Genomic DNA, 17,522 nt, shown 5'->3' with positions numbered 1-17,522 from the left:
TATTGTTTAAGTTCCTTTCATGCTGGCGATTTATACATACTTCTCCATTCGAAGATCCGTCCACATTTTCCCTTCCCAATAGGTAAAATTGTCGATCCGCCCGATTTCTTTGTAACCCATCTTCTGATAGAGTTTCTGTGCTTGTTTGTTAAATTCAAACACGCCTAATTCAATCCGTTTCAGCCCCTTCTTCTTAACCTCTTCCTCCAAATATTGAATGGCTGCATAACCAATCCCTTTGCCTCGTCCTACGTCCTCACCTATAGTGATACCAAGCCAAGCGGTCCCAGGGTCTTTTTTGTAGAGATAAGGCGGATCGACCACATAGTTCATTTCCCCTATCAATTGATCATTCAAATAGATAAGAAAGATATGATGGTCTTCCAGACGTTTGGTCAAATCCTCAAGGGATATCTTTTCACGACGATCCAATTCTGACTGGTTTTGGTTAGGGCGAGTTAAAGGAATTAATGCGGGGTCGTTTTCCCATTTATTAAACACCTCTAAAATGCTTGAGGTGGGTTCTTTTAATTTTAAAAATTTAGTAGTCATTGTGTTCCCCTCACTATGGTAATGGTTTCATCGGTCTTTCTTTACAAAACGTACAACTATCATCACCACAAATATCAATTTTCCATTCGTTACATTGGGGACAAAATTCCGAGTCATATCGTTCATAAAGGATCAATTCATAACCGCAGGATGTACAATACTCTCGCACGAACATGCCATCTATCTCGAAACCATCAATTATTACACTGTCTTCCTCAACAACAATTTTCCTATTCATCTTGTTGCCTGCCTTTTTGAATTTTTAACTTAGATATTTTTTCTATATCCACATGAAATAATACTGCCATAATGAATTGTCACTATCTTCCTTTCCAGAATACATGATATAGTGTGATTTAGAAATGAGTTTTTCATGAAATGAGGTGTTTTCATTGAAAGTGATGGAAACGGAACGGTTAATCCTTCGCAGGTTAACACCAGGGGATGCCGAGTTTATTCTAGAGCTGTTGAATGATCCTTCTTGGGTGCGTTTCATCGGTGATCGAGGTATACGGACGATAGAAGTTGCAAGGAATTATATTGTCACGGGGCCTATGGAGATGTACTCCCGGCTGGGCTTTGGCCTTTTTATGACAGAATTAAAAGATGAGGCTAGGACCACGCTTGGGATTTGCGGATTAATTAAAAGAGATGGCTTGGACGATGTTGACCTTGGCTTTGCATTTTTATCAAGGTTTCAAGCGAAGGGTTATGGCTTTGAGGCAGCTTCGGCCACACTGGAGTTTGGTATGGAGCAGCTGGGTTTGAAGCGGATTGTGGCGATCACTTCAGAGGACAATGTTGGGTCAGCGCGGTTGCTTGAGAAGATCGGCATGAAGTTTGAGGGGATGATTAAGCTCCCGCATGATGCGGAGGAGTTGAAGTTGTTTGGAGCTAATTTTAAATAGAGACAGCTTCAGGTAATGCCTAAACTGATTACTGGCACTTGAGGGCATTTCATCTGGTCTCTTGAAATGTCCGCAAGTGCCTTTTCATGATCATGACCGTCATTTAATAAGGACTTCAAGGATTATCTCCGTTTTCAAGATACATTTAAATTAAATAAAGAAAAGCCTGGTTTTCGTAATTTATGTTGTTATAACTTAAGGAAAAGATCATAAAAATGATATTTTGTGTAAAATTACACGTTAATTATTTGGATATTTATAAGTTATTTAACGACGATCCCCTTAAATGAGCGAATTTTTGAGTTTTATGAGCGAATTCTGAGCATTTATGGGCGAATCTAGTGTTCTTATGGGCGAATTTATGAAGTAACACTCTTTAAGAAAAGAGGGAAAGAAATAGAACAGCCGCAGGCTGTTCATTGTTTATCTTTTGCATTCCGTTAGCTGATCTTCACAAACTTATTTTTAATGGTGATCTACACTATTCAAAGGAAAACGAATAGTAAATGAAGTTCCTTGATTCAGAATACTAGTCACCTCAATGGTTCCTCCATGATCCTGTATGATTTTCTGACAAATAGGAAGCCCTAGGCCCGTTCCATCCGATTTTGTTGTATAGAATGGATTAAAGATATTTTTTAGATCTGCCTCTTCTATACCTACACCCACATCACTAACCTCAACAACCGCTTTGTTCTCAACTTTTACCAACCGAATCGTAATGTTTCCACTTTCAACCATCGATTGAATGGCGTTGTTTATTAAATTAACAAAAACTTGTACCATTTTATCAAAGTCCATCTGTATAAATAGATTGCGATCGTAGTCCGTGTATACGATTTGATGTCCTGAACTGCGGGCATTGGATTCGGTTAAGGAGATTACTCTCTCTAAACACTCGTGGATGGAATAAGTTTGGTATAAAGTAATATCTGGTTTTGAAAATTGCAGGAATTCGAACGTTAATTTATTCATCCTACAGACTTCACTTAGGATTAAATCATACCACGGTTGTATATTATAATTATCCTCTTTGGCATGTTGAAGGAACCCTTGAATAATCGTCAAAGGGTTTCTAATTTCATGGGCGAGTCCAGCAGCCATTTCACCTAAAAGCTTCATTTTTTCCTCATTATAGCGTAATTCTTCCAGTTTCTTCTCTTCCTTGAGGACATTTTTTTCTCTCTCCGTTTCAATGATGAATTGAATGATGAGCACCACCGCTAGAGAAGTTAAGAAGTCCGATCCAACCGCAAGTACGCTATAGGAATTTACAGGAGTATACGAAATTCGTATAACTGTGTAAAAACCAATGAGGACAAAACCAAGAAGAACCCCCTTGACGACTCCCCTGATTTGAAATAAGAATTTACTAAGTAAAATGATATAAATGGTGAAACACCAATTCAGTTGGGTTGTGAATTGAAACAATAGTAACGAAACGATTTCAATTGTCGCTATATAATTAAAATAACGGAGATAAACCCTTTCCAAATAAATACTTGTTATAAAAAGAATGCCTAGTAGGATTATGAAAAAATCGTTTTGCGATCTCTCCAACGTGATCGAGGAAAAAATGACAAATACGACATAAATAGGCAAGACAATATGATACATCAATCGAAAAAACATAAGTCTCTCTCCAATACATTTATCTAATGGTCATCTTACCAATTATACACAATTTTCCACTCAAAAACCTCAGTCCTAGATAGATTCAACGAGGAATAAATATTAAAAATCCAGGCGTTCGAGCCTGGATCAGATTATTGTATTCCATTTTAAGAGACTACTTTTTAAATTTGTTCGTGAATTTTCCAATAAATGGGGCTATTTCTTTTAAAAATGGTTTTAATTGTTCTTTTGTGGTGACGAAGGTGTCATAGGTTTCAAATAGCTTTTCTATATCCACATTGTTCATAAAGTCTTCTACTTTATTCTGAGGGGGGTGAGAGTCTTCTTTCTTGGTTTCAGTTTCTTTCCTTCTGCGGCCAAAAAACCAATCATTGTTATGCGATTTTTCTTTGGAATGGTGTGTGCGGTTTCCAAACATGAATTTTGAAAAACGGTCGATTTCTCTCTTCAGCTTTTGTTTTTGATCATTATCCTCCAATAACCTTCCTCCTTTCTTTCACTCTCTTAGATAAGCTATGTATTGTTATGGATCGAAGTGTGGATACTTGTCCATAAATGCCAACCGATTGTGAAATTAAGACGGAACAGGCACTTGAAATTTGAATGGCCATAAGATGGTATCCTTGAGGGGGGATTATGATGCCGTGGCAGCAAAAAATTAGACACCTAATGGGGCGACCAATTGGTATTTCATTCACTAATGGTCAAGGGGCTTCTGGGGTATTGTGTGGTACATCTGGCGGAAAACTGCTCGTCATTGAATATTTATACCAGGCACAATTTGCTTTAAAGCAATACGATTTTACTATGATACAGGATATAAATGGATTTCCACCTTGTCAGCAACAACAACGACTATATTAATTCGCATCCCCCTTTTTCGAAAAAAGAGGGATGCTTTTTTTATAAATAGTAACTCATTACAATCAGCTCGCCCTTTGGGCCCATTCTTCGTTCCCCTTCGTCCACAAATCCGCACTTTTTATATAAGCCCTGTGCGGCCACATTTCCAACGTTAACGGATAAGACAATTTCATTAATGGCGCTGAAATTCTCTTTTACAAAAGCCGGTAACAACATTAACGCTTTTTTCGCATAACCCTTGCCTTGATGGCGAAAATCCGTTGAAAAGGCCCGTACTAAAATAGCCTGATGATTAGCTGAATAGGGTTTGACCCCTTCCTTTATATGTAAAACGAAGAATGTGACAAGCTCTTCGTTTTCAATGGCCAAGATTGAGCTACGCTCTGGATCCTCGTTTGATAGCTTGATACAATCTTTGGGATCGGCGGTATAACGGAGCTGGTCTTCGTTTATTTGATACTGGTCGATTGCGTGTTTGAATCTCTCACTGTAAAAATATAATTGCATTTGAGCATCCCCTTCCAAAAAGCAAACCTATTTTTATCGTAATCTAGACACTTATATAACGAATCCATTATAATACTTTTGTTGATAATTTTACCATTAGAGGAGAGCGAGAATGAAAACGAAATGGATTAAACTAGTAGCCGTGCTGTTTCTTTTTAGTGTACTATTTTCTACCGTCCATGTGCAGAAAACATCAGCAGCATCGATTCGTTCACTAGTAAACAAAGAAGTTAGCAAATTAAAGAAAACAACATTAGCAGGTGGTTTTAAAGCCGAGCATGTAAAGGCAGCCCATCTTACAGGGAAATCCACGCCTGAAATTTTAGCCATCTATCAACGTTTCAATGATAAGACGTTTATGACGGATGCTCAAATCAGGGTGTATGCTTATAATTCTAAGACCAAGAAATGGAGCGTTACTTTTTCCTATAAGGATTATGAAACGGACTTTTACACCATTGCGACTGTTGGAAAGATGCTGGATAGCAAAAAGGAACAAATCGTTATTGGGACAGTGGCGGGTAGTGGAGGTTACCTCACACCGACCGTCATCGGATCCACGGATGGTAAGAAAATTAAAAAGCTCATTTCGATTAGTAAATCTTACTACGGGGGAACTGCTGCGATTAAAGACAAAGTTCTTTACCTTGGAGCCAGCAGCATTGTGTTAGATAAGTATTACTATACGAAGGGAAAACTGTATCACAAAAAAGGGACAGGTGCAGATGACCGAAAGGCTGCCGGTAAAGTTAACCGCTATCTTTATCTAGAAAAGAAAAACGGCAAAACCGTATATAATGGTAGCCGCAGTTTCTCAATTAAAAAGGGACAAAAAATCGCGATCGTCAGGAAGAGTACCAAGGATTCAAGTGAGTATGGTTATAGAATTTTAAGTAGCGGATATTCCCAAAAGCTTGAAATTAGCGGATTCGCGATGACGGCGAAATCTATCGGAACAGAGGTATGGCACTTTGAACCTGAGGCTTATGGTGACTCTTTGACAATCAAAATCAAGGTTACGAAGTAAGTTTTAGAAGTCAATCCTGACATGGATTGGCTTTTTTATTTATTGCCCCAAAACACATCAAAAAGACAGGCGTTTTGCCTGACTCAGGTAACTTTTATTCACTTTTTCCCTTGGGCCGGCCGAATTTCTAATCATACGCTACCTTTTTTATAAAAACCGTGTAACCTTTTTAGGTGAAAAAATTTTTATCGGCCACTTAAAGGATTTATCTGCCGCTTTGAGCAATTTATCTGCCACTTTAGGATTTTATCTGCCACTTCACGATTTTATCTGCCACTTTCAGCATTTTATCGGCCACTTGCTTTTATGAAAGCTACATAAATGATTTAGTTGTTTCATAAATTGTAAGAGCGATTAATAAAGGGGGGTAACACATGGAAATTCCGATTACTGGGTTTATCATTCATTCAAACGATTCAAATATGGGTTCTGAGCATTCTCACCACTTATATCTGACGTCTTGGAACGGCACACCCATTCATAGACATAATTTTTCGGGAGTGACTTCTATTATTGGCGGGCATGACCATAGGTATGCAGGGACAACGGAACCTGCTCCTACTGGAGTACAACATTCCCATAAATACTTTACTGTTACTTCGTTGAATGATGGACATAAACATGAAATTCGAGGGGTAACGGGTCCTGCTATTTCCTTGCCCGGAGGTGGACATTATCATAAATTTCAAGGAGTAACGACCGTTAACGGGTCCCATCCTCATTCACATAAATATAGTGGCACAACTAGCCGTAGTGACTAGGGAAGATATTTTTTAACAACCTGAACATCCGAATTTAAAGCATCCTTCTAGGGTGTTTTTTTATATTAGGAATATTCATTTCCAAAAAATTTAAATCCTTCCTCAGCGCTTGTCCAGTCCTCTTTATTCTTTTTGCATAGATTATAAGTGAGAGACAGGAATCTCCCCGCCGCCGTTAAGCACAGACATGATACACCTCTGGAAGAAGCGAATGTATTCATACATACGCTTCTTCTTGTTTTTCACCAGTTTAGAAAAAATAGGGTACAACTGCGGATTTCTTCGAACAACGGGAACATGTCCAATCACCTTCTTTTGTAAAAAATATACTAATGTTGAGGATAGAAAAAACCTCCTCAAATACTATTTAGGTGGTGAAAAGATATGGGTTGTGGATACGATGGTGGTTACGGCGGTGGTTACGGCGGTGGCTACGGCGGTGGCAGCACTTTTGTATTAATCGTAGTATTGTTCATTCTATTAATTATCGTCCTTGCTGTAACTTAGTTTTGTAACCTTTGAGTTTTAAAGAATAAATTTCAAAATGGGGTGAGAAACATGAGTGATGGACATAGAAGCTCAATGGCTTTAGTCATTGTACTTTTCGTATTGCTTATCATTATAGGCACTTCTTTCATGAGTGGCTACTAAATTAGAAAAGTGACATGTCACTTTTTTGAAGGAGAGAGGGACAGGTTCGAATTACCTGTCCTTTTTCCAAACGTAAATAATTAGAATACCTCGTATTCTGAGCACATACTGCTTAAAGAAAGGAGGAAAAAAATTGAATTCCCTTATGAGATTCAGGGGTCAGCCTATTGAAGTTAGAGATCGTTTTGGTAGAGTTCACCGCGGAATCATGGATGGGTTTGACCCTCCAAGAAGAGGCGTGTTTATTCGGGATGGCTTTAGAAGAAGAAGATTTATCCCCTTCTTTATCATATTTGCTATCTTCTCCAGAAGACGTCGCATTTTCTAAAAAAAAGACTGATATATGAATAAACATCATGAAAGGAAGAGCCTATTTTGGGCTCTTTCTTTCATAATGTTTATTCTGCGAAAAGCACATGTTCCAAAGAATTTTAATCCTTTCTCCACGCTTGTCCAGTCCTCTTTATTCTTTTTGAATAGATTATAAGTGAGAGACAGGAATCTCTCTGTAGCCGCCAAGCACAGACATACACCTCCAGAAGAAGCGAATGTATGAGTACATTCGCTTCTTCTTGTTTTCATCCGTTTAGAAAAAATAGGGTACAATGGTGGATTTCTTCGAACAACGGGAACATGTCCAATCACCTCCTCTTGTAAAAAATATAATAATCTTGTGGATGGTAAATAACATCCTCAAATACTAAATAGGTGGTGAAAAGATATGAGTTGTGGATACGATGGTGGTTACGGCGGTGGCTACGGCGGTGGTTTTAGCGGCGGCAGCACTTTTGTATTAATCGTAGTATTGTTCATTCTATTAATTATCGTCCTTGCTGTAACTTAGTTTTGTTTCCTTTAAGTTTTAAAGAGTAACTTTCAATATGGGGTGAGATACATGAGTGATGGACACCATAGAAGTTCAACAGCGTTAACCGTTGTACTTTTCATATTGCTTATCATTGTAGGAACTTCCTTTATGAGCGGCTACTAAATCAGAATAGTGACATGTCACTTTTTTGAAGGAGAGTAGGACAGGTTGTATAAATCTGTCCTTTTTCCATGCATTAACTCATATTCTGAGCACACCTTCCAAAAAAAAATTTAATCCTTTCTAAACGCTTGTCCAGTCCTCTTTATTCCTTTAGCCATATCTTATAAGTGAGAGACAGGAATCTCTCTGTAGCCGCCAAGCATAGACAGACATACACCTCCGGAAGATGCGAATGTATTATGCATTCGCTTCTTCTTATTTTTCATCAGTTTAGGAAAATATGGGACGATTGCGGATTTCTTCAAATAACGGGAACATGTCCAATCACGTTCTTTTCTAGAAAATATACTAATGTTGAGGGTAGTAAATAACATCCTTAAATACACAATAGGTGGTGAAAAGATATGGGCTATGGTTGTGGTGGTTACGGCGGTGGCTACGGCGGTGGTTACGGCGGTGGTTACGGCGGTGGCAGCACTTTTGTATTAATCGTAGTATTGTTCATTCTATTAATTATCGTTCTTGCTGTAACTTAATTTTGTCCCCTTTGAGTTTTAAAGAGTAATTTTTAATATGGGAGCTTCCATTATAGGAAGCTGCTAGTCAAAAAGGTGAAATGTCACTTTTTTGAAGGAAGGAAGAGCCTATAAAGGGTTCTTCTTTTTATTATGGGTCATCTAAGGCAGAGTTCAATGGCCAGTGCGCATTTGCCGTAAGCTTAGGTAAGAAAGACGTAATGTGTAACGGAAAACACTCTGTTGTTCAACAAGGAAAAAGGTATCAATTTTCAAACTCCGTTGCTAAGCTTTTATGGCAGGTTCTTCCTGATCGTAGGCAAAAAGCGGAAGCAAATTGGTCTACTAGATAAAGTTTTAATTACAAACTACCCGTAAAAGGAGATTTCATTACGGGTTTTGTTTTTAATAAAATATCAAATGTGGGCATTTTCAAGAAGGGTTACTATTTTTACATTTCCTGCTTAATTTACTTATAATCAGCACTTGTCCCATTCATCTTTATTCTGAGTGCATATATTATTACTACCACCGCCAGCAACATCCAGCATATATAAATACCTCCGAAGAGGCGTTTGCATGTATTGCAGTCGCTTCTTTTCATTTTTAGAAATTGTTTAGGCAAACCGCTAATTTTGTCCTAACACGATGTTGTTTGTCCAATCAATCCTTGTCTTAAGAAAATATATATACATAGTAGGAGTGTTTTTCCTATAAATAATCCAATAGGTGGTGAAAAATATGTGGGGATTATGTGGATACGGCGGTGGCTACGACAGCGGTTATGGATCCGGCGGTGGCTATGGCGGCAGTAGCTTTGTATTAATCGTTGTATTGTTCATTCTGTTGATTATCGTACTTTCAGTAGTATGCTAATCAACCATTCAGTTGATTTTGTTCTTTGAGTAAAGTCTTTTTTAATAAGCCTTGTTGAAGGTGTTATACGTGGATGGTTCAAGACACGTTCTGCGTTAGTCGTGGTATTGCTCGTTTTACTGATCATTGTCGGAGCATCTTTTATTGGCGGCTTCTAAATTGTATGAACAAAGGGCAGGTTGAGTGCAATCTGCCCCTTTGTCATATCGACTTTACCTTGTACGGTGATCGAAATATAAAGCTACAGCAGATTAAATTCCTTGATAAGCATACGATTCTTTGATTAACAGTTCCAACTGTTCATAGAGGCTTTGAGCTGTCTGATAATCATCGAGGTCCGCTTTTACATCTGCCTGTAATTTCTCTTTTAAATAGCGGTATGACCCCTCCCATTCCTCTAAACTTTTTAGATCAAAGAGTTTTGAAAACGTTGGTTTCATACTTTCCCAATTAGAATAAATGCTATTACACCATTTCAACAGCTCATCACGGTATTGGGGTTGTTCCACTCTTTCCACTTCAAGCTCTTCGTGATAAGCATCCCCTTCCAATAATTCTTCATGGAATTGGGTTTGCTCTACCCCTTCCAAACGATGATCAGATTCGACCTCAAGTTCTTCTTGATAAGCATACCTTTCCAATAATCCTTCACGGAATTGTGTTTGCTTTTCCCATTCCATACGATGATCAGAATCGACTTCAAGCTCTTCTTGATAAGCATCCCTTTCCAATAATTCTTCATTGAATAGTGTTTGTTCTCCCAACTCCAAACGATGATCAGAATCGGCTTCAAGCTCTTCTTGATAAGCATTCGGTTCTACGAATAGCCGTTCCCACTGTTCATAGAGGCTTTTAGCTGTTAGATAGTCATCGTAGTCCACATTTAAATCTGTCTGTAATTTCTCTTTTAATTGACGGCAAGATCCTTCCCATTCGTTTAAAATTTCCAATAACTCTTCATGGCATTGTGTTTGCTTTTCCCATACCAATCGTTTATCATTATCGACTCCAAGCTCTTCCTGATAAGTATTCGTTTCTACGAATAGCTGTTCGCACTGTTCATAGAGGCTTTTAGCTGTCAGATAGTCATCGTAGTCCACATTTAAATCTGTCTGTAATTTCTCTTTTAATTGACGGCAAGACCCTTCCCATTCCTTTACACATTCCACATCAAGAAGTTCGGAAACCTTTGATTTCTTACTGTTCCAATAAGAATACAGGTTATTACACCATTCCAACAAATCATCACGGTATTGTTTTTGTTCTTCCATATCGACACATTCCCCTCACATCGGTAATTTGCTTTTTTATTCTCCTGATTTTAATGACCACAAATTTATCCTATGTTCCGCGATTGTCCAAGGATTAGGCATTCACCCATATGTACATAACAACTTGACGTCAGTAAGAAAGACACCATTTAGATAAATGAAAAATTTTTTGAATAAAATCAACCATGAAACATAAGATTATTCCCCTTCAATTAAGGAAGTTGTTAGACCTACTGTGGTTATAGCCAGGCATGAATAAAGAAATGAGTCTACTGCTAGTACAGTAAAACCTGCCAATACAATGAGTCCATCAATGACGATAATGACAATGCCTATATTTACGGAAAAAATTCCAGAAATGATTTTAGCGAGTAAGTCCGTCCCTCCTGTGCTCGTCTGATATCGAAGCATTAAACCCACACCCGATCCAATGATTACTCCTCCTAATAATGCACTTGAAAGGTGGGAAACGGAAATTTGAGTACGAAGGGGAGCAAGAAGATCAATGAACAAAGAGGAGACCAACAGCCCTTGTAAACTACTAAAAAAGTACCCTCTTTTATTCATTGATGCGTATATACAAATGGGGAGGCTCAAAACCACCATTGAAATCCCCGTCTGAAAATCAAAGAAGTAATGAAGGATTAATGCAATTCCAAGGATTCCACCGTCAATTAAATGATTAGGCACCAGAAACCCATTTACCCCAATACCTAATAGCAAGCTGCCTATAAATGTAGCCATTAATTTCTGAAAAATAACGATCACCTTGTCCTGTCTTTTTAATCTATAAGTATGTTGCCATCTAAAAATTAAGAATGATGTACAAATTTTTTAATGGGCGTGGAAGAAATGAATTGGATCTTTAATCAAAAACTAACCCGTAAACGGATATTCCATTTACGGGTTTTGTATTTCATACTATTTCAATAAAAATGTATGACTTGAACAGTTCAAATACAACATCTGAACACTCGAAAACCTAGTATACCCTTATAAACTGTTGTGAAGTGCAAGTGTTTTTCAAGAATTTCAAAGAATTCATCATCAATATTCTCCGAAAGTGAAAAATCAGTAACATTTCGCACATCATTTTCATCAAACTCAAGTTTACACTTCTCTACACTAACTTGTTTAAAACTGGCTCTTTTGAAAAAGTTAACCCATTCATTTTCAGTTAGTAATTGAGAAACTCCATAAAAATTAACGATAGGTTTCAGTTCTTCTTCAGAAAGTGATTTTTCAAGTACCATTTCAATTGCAAGCAAGACCCCATTTGGCTTTAATACTCTTTTAAATTCAGGAATTGTTAAGGAGACATCTGTAAAGGCTATGACTGATTCTGAGAGAATAATATCAAATAAACCCTCATCGAAAGGAAGATTTTCAGTGCTCCCTTGCTTAACATCAATAGGCAAATGTAAGGATGAAAATCTTTGTCTAGCCTTTTCCAACATGATTTTATTACAATCTAAGGAAGTAACATTACATTGGTACTGTTCTGCAATATATGCAGAGGTTTGCCCTGTTCCACACCCCGCATCAAGAATCGACTTTGTTTCATCTATTTTTTCCCTTGATAAGAGCTCTTTTGTTAGTTGAAGACCTCCAGGATGGGCACCTCCAACTCCAAATATGGCTAAACAATCAAGATAAGTGTAATTCAAATTCCATCCCATCCTTGTTAGAAATTGTACATTATTTTATGATAATGGGATAAATTTGTTCACGATACTCTTATTAACACTAATGACCTTTTAAAGATGTCAGGAAGGTAAGGAAAAAGGTTTCGGAACGATTAGATGATACGTGCATAATGTATTTTAAACGAAATGTGTAGTTAGGAGTGCTGATATGGGCGTGATTAGAACAGATAAGTGGTTACACGATTCATATCATAAACCAATTGAAATCTGTGAAAAGTTAACAGGTCACTTTGAGGGTGCTTTCGCTTCCGAAATCTATGATTACTTAACTCTACATGGAATGTATCATCCTTTTGGGAACGGAACCGAGGTAGTGGAAAAATTACAAAAAAATAAAGTATGGGAAATTGTACAAGAGGAAAGTCTACGACTTCAAAATGTGTGGGAAGGACCAAATATCCCTATCTTTATTTTTCCATCAGATAAGAACAACCGAAAATTACAACAGGACTTTAACGGAAAATCAGGTTTGGCCTTCAAGGATAAACTACTTTTATTTATTTCAGAGGATAACATGGAAAAGGAAATAAGGGCATTGTTTACACATGAGTATAACCATGTTTGTCGGTTATCCAAGTTTCAAAAAAACGAAGAGGATTACGTATTGCTGGACACAATCATTTTAGAAGGATTAGCTGAAAATGCAGTGCGTGAAAGATTGAGTGAAGAATTCTTAGCCACTTGGACATCATATTATTCCAATGAAGAGCTAAAGAAAATGTGGAAAAACTTAGTGCTCCCAAATAAAGATGTTCCCAAAAATGACCTTAAACATCAAAACATATTGTATGGTTCACGTTTCTATCCGAAAATGTTGGGCTACTGTGTTGGGCATTACCTGGTTATGAATTATATTGAAGCAACTAACAAAACAAGTAAGGATCTACTAACTATCAAAACAGATCATATTGCTCAAATAAAGTGAAAGAATGATAAAACGGAAAAAAACAGACGAAAAAAAAATTCTCGTCCATTTTTTATTACGGAAGTAACAATCAAATGATTCTTTGTTGATCACATTGAATGTAGTTAATCGGAATCTAGCTCCAACGCCTAGCCGATCGAGTTTCTTGCGCTTTTATGCTTTAACTCTTTTTAAATCTTACAACATATTTTTATGAACTACCAAAAGAATAGAGATAGTACAGCTAATGAAGCAATAGCACCAAACGCAATTCCAGCGCCAAAGCCCCAACCCCAGCCCCAGCCCCAGCCTCCATAACCAAAACCGCCTAGGTTCCTGCGACGCCCCAGTGGTTGAAGGAAAACTCTGTCGTTGGAAACTCGATGAATGATTCCCCTATGAATTCTCCCGTCATGGGTTCTGATTTCAACAGCTCTACCCATATGTCTGTGACACATTCCATGAAAATGTTCAATTGACATTTTTTCACCCCCATTTCCTTATGAACCATACGACATTATATGTATTGACATAAATTTCGTAATGGACAAGTGTAATAGGGTATTAGCGGAAACTTCATCATCCTGAAATGAGTCCCGATGGTGTCGATTATGATAATAAGATCGAATACATCGAGGTAGTAAGCCCCGAACGAATCGTTTATTTCCATGGCGGGGGCGAAGAGGAAGAACGTAAGAGATTTGTGGAAGAGTATGAATCCATGAAGCAAGGTTTTGGCGGAACCTTTGATCAGCTAGACGATTACTTGGCTATAGCGGTATGAACTGGACATTAGCTGCCTTGTGCCTTAAAGAATTAGCACCGATTATCGGTGTTTTTTCTTTTGGCTGAGAGTTCTCCTCACTTTTATAACGCTGCAGTCTTAGATGTTAAACATGTAGTTGAACGGCCATTTTCTTCTCTTGAAAATGAAATCTTAACACTTGAACGCCCGATAAAAAAATAAAGAGTGGAATAAGTACTTTTCCACTCTTTATTTTTGGGCCGTGAATAAGCTTCACATACTGACGGTGCAACATACACATACCTTAGATGCTTATTTTAGTAAATAAGGAGGGGTCTTTTTAATGAATAATCAGCCACCGTACTTTCCATATATCAATTACAATCTGCAACCTTATAATCATTTACAAAATTCTGGTTATAAATCAATTGATGAAACAAGAGATGTTGATGAAGAAGTGTATCGACCTGACGATGCTGAGGATGCTCCAGCCACACCACCACCTGTACAAATGCCAACAGTACCAGCAACGTTTTCTGGAACTGCACAAACTGGTCAAATGAGATCCTGGATGTGTCAATGTTTAGGTAAATGGGGATTAATCGGGCTAAGAATGCCAGGTCCTTTTGGAAGAGATTTTTGGTTTTATCCAACGGAGATTAGAAAAAATGGAGTATCCGGATATACCTGGAGATTAGGACGACGCCATAAAGTGAGTTACAGATATTCGCAAATAAGAAACTTTATGTGTTTCGCTTAAGGTAACCGCAGTATTTTTTATGAAAGAAGAAGGAACCCTTCTTCTTTTTATATTGTTCAGGAAGTTCCTTAAGTGCCTTTTTTAATAAGTTGTTCTTCCTACACACACTATTGACCAAATGCGGCGTAAAGAGATTTCCCCTCCCCTTCTTCCACAAACCTGTACCGTTAGTGCAATAACCCCCAAAAGGAATATAAAGTTAGCCCTGTTCAATTCCTGTTGCCTAGGAATACTTAGAAAAATAATGTTGAAAAAAATAATCAATTTGATCGCCAATGGAAATTTTGTTCCAATCTATGGGCACGTTTTTTTTGCAAGCCATCAGGGACGGAAAAAAGATGGCAGCATGGATTTGCATCATCATCATGACAAGAACATCCTGATCTTTCTCTCCCGTAATTTCTTGTAAAGTTGCAATAATTTTGGTGATTCCCATTGTTTGCATATAATCTTTGTATTCAAATTGCGACTCAAATGAAATATTGCCCTTCCCGAGAATTTCCCGGACGAGTTCAGGATACTTTATAATTGAATTTGCATATTGAACCATGAAGATTTTTAATCTTTCCTTTGGAGGAATTAAATGATCATCTAAAATGAGAAAAGCTTCTCGAAAGGAAGCCAGTAACACTTTCAAAGCTTCATTGATCAATTTATCCTTTGACCCAAAATAATAATTTATTAGCGCAAGATTAACTTCCGCTGCTGCTGCGATTTTGCGCAGGGTTACATTTTCAAGGCCTTCTGTCGTAATGAGTTCAAGTGTTGAATTCAGTATCTTTTCCTTTGTAGTCCTATCTTTTTCGGAGCTTTTGTTCATCTTATAACTCCCCTAATACACTTGTTTTGAAAAATTATTTGTTAAAAACGTAAATTTAAACTTTGTTTAATTTTACACTAATACTCATGGTCTTTCTGTGTCAAGGTTCCATTTTTTTATTTTACCATTTGGACCTCCCATGAATAAATTTTTTCTTGACAGATCGGTGGAAAAGAGATAAATTTTTGTTTAAACATTGTTTAAAACGCTGTTTAATTAATAGCTTAGATGGAAGATTACGTTTTTAGAAAAGGAGATGATTTTCGTATGTCAACAAAAATAGAAAATAATAATGAGGCCTTTTCTATTAAAACCATCATAGGACCAATGCTAGCTGTCATTGTGGGTATGATAATGGTTATTCTTGATAGTACGGCAATGAATGTTGCGCTGCCTGGAATAGTAAAAGATTTTAAATCGGATGTTTCGACCATGCAATGGTCCATAACAGGTTATACCCTTGCATTATCAGCTGTCATTCCTTTAGCTGGCTGGATGACAGACCGATTTGGGGCAAAAAAGATATTTTTAATTACGATTGCCTTGTTTACGCTTGGTTCCGTTCTATGTTCTATTGCCCAAACCCCTGAACAGCTAATCCTCTATCGGGTGATTCAAGGACTGGGCGGAGGAATGGTTGCTCCAATAGGAATGGCCATGATTTTCCGACTAGCTCCTCCAGACAAAATGGGGTCCGTCATGGGAACACTTGGGATTCCGATGCTTTTAGCACCTGCACTAGGACCTGTTTTAGCAGGATATCTTGTAGAATACGTTACTTGGCACTGGATTTTCCTTATCAATTTGCCAATCGGTATTATTGCCATTTTGGTTGGAATAAAATTTTTACCGAATGTTGAGCGTAAGACAGTTCCCACACTTGATTTTTTAGGAATCCTTTTAGCACCTATTGCCTTCTCCATGCTTGCCTATGGAGTAAGTGAAGGGGGTAAGAGTTGGACTTCATCGGAAACTCTGACTGGATTAATTGTAGGAGGAGCGGCTCTCCTCATTTTCATTTTCGTCGAACTTCGTCAAAAACAGCCTTTATTAGAGCTGAGAGTTTTTGGATCATCTGACTTTAGAAAAGGTATTGTGATCACATGGATTTCCCAAATCGCATTATTTGGGGTTATGATTATTGTCCCGTTATTTTTGCAAACCGTTAGAGGTTACGGTGCTTTAGATACTGGATTAATTCTACTTCCACAAGCTCTAGCATCAGGTGTTATGATGCCAATCGGAGGGCGTTTATATGATAAAATCGGTGCTCGTCCTTTAGCCATAACAGGCTTGTCTATTATTACTGCAGCGCTATTTATGCTTTCACGAATTTCTATGGATACAACTACTGGATTTATCATTACATGTTTAGTGATGATGGGAGCAGGTATGGGACTATCCATGATGGCGATTAATACCCATGTTCTTCAATCCGCTCCAAGACATCTTGTTAGTCGTGTCACACCATTAACGACAGCGGCTCAACAAGTCATGGTTTCATTTGCAGTAGCAGGTATGACTGGGTTCCTAACATCAAGAATCACTGATCATATGACAGGTACAACTAATCCCATTGAAGCAGCCGTTGCTGCCTATGGTGACACCTTCCTTCTAGCTGCAGGGATTGCGTTAGCTGGTGCACTTTTAGGAACCATCCTTAGCAGACCAAAACAACAGCCGGACCCTGCATCAGATGATGATTCAAATGACGCGAAAGTCGCCATGATGGCAGGGCATTAATAAGAAAAATGGATGACCTTTTCTCGATAACGGGAAAAAGTCATCCATTTTTTCTTTTAGGGGTATTAATAGCAGAACGCGGGATGGACGTCTTCTTATTAAAGAATGGCGCCGGATTATTGAAGATCAAATATAATAAAGAGTTTATAAAGCTAATCTGCACATATTAACTAGAGCCCCTCATTTAGGAAAAATCAGACTGCACACTCTCACAGAGGTGCCACGGAACACAAATTAGGGAAAAATATTTAGAATATTCCTTGACAGGAATATTCCATTTCAGGTA

Annotated in this window: 27 protein-coding genes; 17 read left to right on the top strand and 10 right to left on the bottom strand. The window is 37.9% G+C overall.

Annotated features, from left to right (window positions below; translation table 11 throughout):
- Positions 1-30: 30 nt before the first annotated feature.
- Together KW850_RS27455 and KW850_RS27450 are read right to left on the bottom strand one after the other, a co-directional pair.
- Positions 31-552: a GNAT family N-acetyltransferase gene (locus KW850_RS27455; RefSeq protein WP_218350902.1), complete on the bottom strand. Its 522-nt coding sequence runs from the start codon at positions 550-552 to the stop codon at positions 31-33.
- A gap of 13 nt (positions 553-565) precedes the next feature.
- Complete coding sequence (locus tag KW850_RS27450; protein WP_218350901.1) at positions 566-790, bottom strand: hypothetical protein; 225 nt, start codon at positions 788-790, stop codon at positions 566-568.
- A 163-nt stretch (positions 791-953) separates the two neighbouring features.
- On the opposite strand from KW850_RS27450, the gene KW850_RS27445 reads away from it, so the two are divergent.
- Positions 954-1,460, top strand: a complete 507-nt coding sequence (locus tag KW850_RS27445) for a GNAT family N-acetyltransferase (RefSeq protein WP_374226394.1) — start codon at positions 954-956, stop codon at positions 1,458-1,460.
- A 465-nt stretch (positions 1,461-1,925) separates the two neighbouring features.
- On the opposite strand, the gene KW850_RS27440 is transcribed toward KW850_RS27445, so the two are convergent.
- On the bottom strand, positions 1,926-3,092 hold the full coding sequence (locus KW850_RS27440; protein ID WP_218350899.1) for a two-component system sensor histidine kinase NtrB: 1,167 nt from the start codon (positions 3,090-3,092) through the stop codon (positions 1,926-1,928).
- Positions 3,093-3,249: 157 nt separating this feature from the next.
- Positions 3,250-3,573, bottom strand: a complete 324-nt coding sequence (locus tag KW850_RS27435) for a hypothetical protein (RefSeq protein ID WP_218350898.1) — start codon at positions 3,571-3,573, stop codon at positions 3,250-3,252.
- Positions 3,574-3,734: 161 nt separating this feature from the next.
- On the opposite strand from KW850_RS27435, the gene KW850_RS27430 reads away from it, so the two are divergent.
- The gene (locus tag KW850_RS27430; RefSeq protein WP_218350897.1) at positions 3,735-3,959 is read left to right on the top strand and encodes a hypothetical protein; all 225 of its coding nucleotides are present in this window, start codon (positions 3,735-3,737) and stop codon (positions 3,957-3,959) included.
- Between the two features lie 39 nt (positions 3,960-3,998).
- Here KW850_RS27430 and KW850_RS27425 read toward each other — a convergent pair whose 3' ends face one another.
- The gene (locus KW850_RS27425) at positions 3,999-4,466 is read right to left on the bottom strand and encodes a GNAT family N-acetyltransferase (RefSeq protein ID WP_218350896.1); all 468 of its coding nucleotides are present in this window, start codon (positions 4,464-4,466) and stop codon (positions 3,999-4,001) included.
- 112 nt (positions 4,467-4,578) lie between these two features.
- Between KW850_RS27425 and KW850_RS27420 the strand changes: the two genes are divergently transcribed.
- The 10 genes from KW850_RS27420 (at position 4,579) to KW850_RS27375 (ending at position 9,445) form a co-directional block, all read left to right on the top strand.
- Positions 4,579-5,493 (top strand): hypothetical protein, encoded by a 915-nt coding sequence (locus KW850_RS27420; RefSeq protein ID WP_218350895.1) that lies wholly within the window; start codon positions 4,579-4,581, stop codon positions 5,491-5,493.
- Between the two features lie 374 nt (positions 5,494-5,867).
- Complete coding sequence (locus KW850_RS27415) at positions 5,868-6,254, top strand: YmaF family protein (protein WP_218350894.1); 387 nt, start codon at positions 5,868-5,870, stop codon at positions 6,252-6,254.
- A gap of 384 nt (positions 6,255-6,638) precedes the next feature.
- The gene (gene yjcZ, locus KW850_RS27410; protein ID WP_218350893.1) at positions 6,639-6,761 is read left to right on the top strand and encodes a sporulation protein YjcZ; all 123 of its coding nucleotides are present in this window, start codon (positions 6,639-6,641) and stop codon (positions 6,759-6,761) included.
- A 51-nt stretch (positions 6,762-6,812) separates the two neighbouring features.
- The gene (locus KW850_RS27405; protein WP_218350892.1) at positions 6,813-6,905 is read left to right on the top strand and encodes a YjcZ family sporulation protein; all 93 of its coding nucleotides are present in this window, start codon (positions 6,813-6,815) and stop codon (positions 6,903-6,905) included.
- 167 nt (positions 6,906-7,072) lie between these two features.
- Entirely contained in the window at positions 7,073-7,252 is a 180-nt protein-coding gene (locus tag KW850_RS27400; RefSeq protein ID WP_218350891.1) for a hypothetical protein, read from the top strand.
- Positions 7,253-7,626: 374 nt separating this feature from the next.
- Positions 7,627-7,749, top strand: coding sequence for a YjcZ family sporulation protein (locus KW850_RS27395; RefSeq protein ID WP_218350890.1), 123 nt, complete (start codon positions 7,627-7,629; stop codon positions 7,747-7,749).
- A gap of 51 nt (positions 7,750-7,800) precedes the next feature.
- Positions 7,801-7,896, top strand: a complete 96-nt coding sequence (locus tag KW850_RS27390) for a YjcZ family sporulation protein (protein ID WP_218350889.1) — start codon at positions 7,801-7,803, stop codon at positions 7,894-7,896.
- Between the two features lie 404 nt (positions 7,897-8,300).
- The gene (gene yjcZ / locus KW850_RS27385; protein WP_218350888.1) at positions 8,301-8,432 is read left to right on the top strand and encodes a sporulation protein YjcZ; all 132 of its coding nucleotides are present in this window, start codon (positions 8,301-8,303) and stop codon (positions 8,430-8,432) included.
- 720 nt (positions 8,433-9,152) lie between these two features.
- Positions 9,153-9,287, top strand: coding sequence for a YjcZ family sporulation protein (locus KW850_RS27380; RefSeq protein ID WP_218350887.1), 135 nt, complete (start codon positions 9,153-9,155; stop codon positions 9,285-9,287).
- A 44-nt stretch (positions 9,288-9,331) separates the two neighbouring features.
- Positions 9,332-9,445 (top strand): YjcZ family sporulation protein, encoded by a 114-nt coding sequence (locus KW850_RS27375; RefSeq protein ID WP_483862192.1) that lies wholly within the window; start codon positions 9,332-9,334, stop codon positions 9,443-9,445.
- Positions 9,446-9,538: 93 nt separating this feature from the next.
- Here the strand turns inward: KW850_RS27375 and KW850_RS27370 are convergent, their stop codons facing one another.
- From KW850_RS27370 to KW850_RS27360, 3 genes are all read right to left on the bottom strand, one after another.
- Positions 9,539-10,558, bottom strand: a complete 1,020-nt coding sequence (locus tag KW850_RS27370) for a hypothetical protein (RefSeq protein ID WP_218350886.1) — start codon at positions 10,556-10,558, stop codon at positions 9,539-9,541.
- A gap of 198 nt (positions 10,559-10,756) precedes the next feature.
- Complete coding sequence (locus KW850_RS27365) at positions 10,757-11,326, bottom strand: YitT family protein (RefSeq protein ID WP_308128859.1); 570 nt, start codon at positions 11,324-11,326, stop codon at positions 10,757-10,759.
- Between the two features lie 185 nt (positions 11,327-11,511).
- The gene (locus tag KW850_RS27360; RefSeq protein ID WP_218350885.1) at positions 11,512-12,237 is read right to left on the bottom strand and encodes a class I SAM-dependent methyltransferase; all 726 of its coding nucleotides are present in this window, start codon (positions 12,235-12,237) and stop codon (positions 11,512-11,514) included.
- Between the two features lie 175 nt (positions 12,238-12,412).
- Between KW850_RS27360 and KW850_RS27355 the strand changes: the two genes are divergently transcribed.
- On the top strand, positions 12,413-13,189 hold the full coding sequence (locus KW850_RS27355) for a DUF2268 domain-containing putative Zn-dependent protease (protein ID WP_218350884.1): 777 nt from the start codon (positions 12,413-12,415) through the stop codon (positions 13,187-13,189).
- A gap of 197 nt (positions 13,190-13,386) precedes the next feature.
- Here KW850_RS27355 and KW850_RS27350 read toward each other — a convergent pair whose 3' ends face one another.
- A complete protein-coding gene (locus KW850_RS27350) occupies positions 13,387-13,650 on the bottom strand; it encodes a hypothetical protein (RefSeq protein ID WP_218350883.1) in 264 nt (87 codons plus the stop codon).
- A 107-nt stretch (positions 13,651-13,757) separates the two neighbouring features.
- Here KW850_RS27350 and KW850_RS27345 point away from each other — a divergent pair, with 107 nt between their 5' ends.
- From KW850_RS27345 to KW850_RS27335, 3 genes are all read left to right on the top strand, one after another.
- Positions 13,758-13,952 (top strand): SRPBCC family protein, encoded by a 195-nt coding sequence (locus KW850_RS27345; RefSeq protein WP_218350882.1) that lies wholly within the window; start codon positions 13,758-13,760, stop codon positions 13,950-13,952.
- A 60-nt stretch (positions 13,953-14,012) separates the two neighbouring features.
- On the top strand, positions 14,013-14,135 hold the full coding sequence (locus KW850_RS27340; RefSeq protein WP_256358488.1) for a DUF2164 family protein: 123 nt from the start codon (positions 14,013-14,015) through the stop codon (positions 14,133-14,135).
- A 121-nt stretch (positions 14,136-14,256) separates the two neighbouring features.
- A complete protein-coding gene (locus KW850_RS27335; RefSeq protein WP_218350880.1) occupies positions 14,257-14,673 on the top strand; it encodes a hypothetical protein in 417 nt (138 codons plus the stop codon).
- 223 nt (positions 14,674-14,896) lie between these two features.
- Here KW850_RS27335 and KW850_RS27330 read toward each other — a convergent pair whose 3' ends face one another.
- Positions 14,897-15,493 carry a TetR/AcrR family transcriptional regulator gene (locus tag KW850_RS27330; protein ID WP_218350879.1) on the bottom strand — a complete coding sequence of 199 codons (597 nt, stop codon included), beginning with the start codon at positions 15,491-15,493 and terminating at the stop codon, positions 14,897-14,899.
- Positions 15,494-15,760: 267 nt separating this feature from the next.
- On the opposite strand from KW850_RS27330, the gene KW850_RS27325 reads away from it, so the two are divergent.
- Positions 15,761-17,236: an MDR family MFS transporter gene (locus KW850_RS27325; RefSeq protein ID WP_218350878.1), complete on the top strand. Its 1,476-nt coding sequence runs from the start codon at positions 15,761-15,763 to the stop codon at positions 17,234-17,236.
- Positions 17,237-17,522: the final 286 nt, after the last annotated feature.

It is taken from the genome of Bacillus sp. sid0103 (genome assembly GCF_019219025.1).
This window is presented reverse-complemented; position numbering and strand designations above follow the sequence as displayed.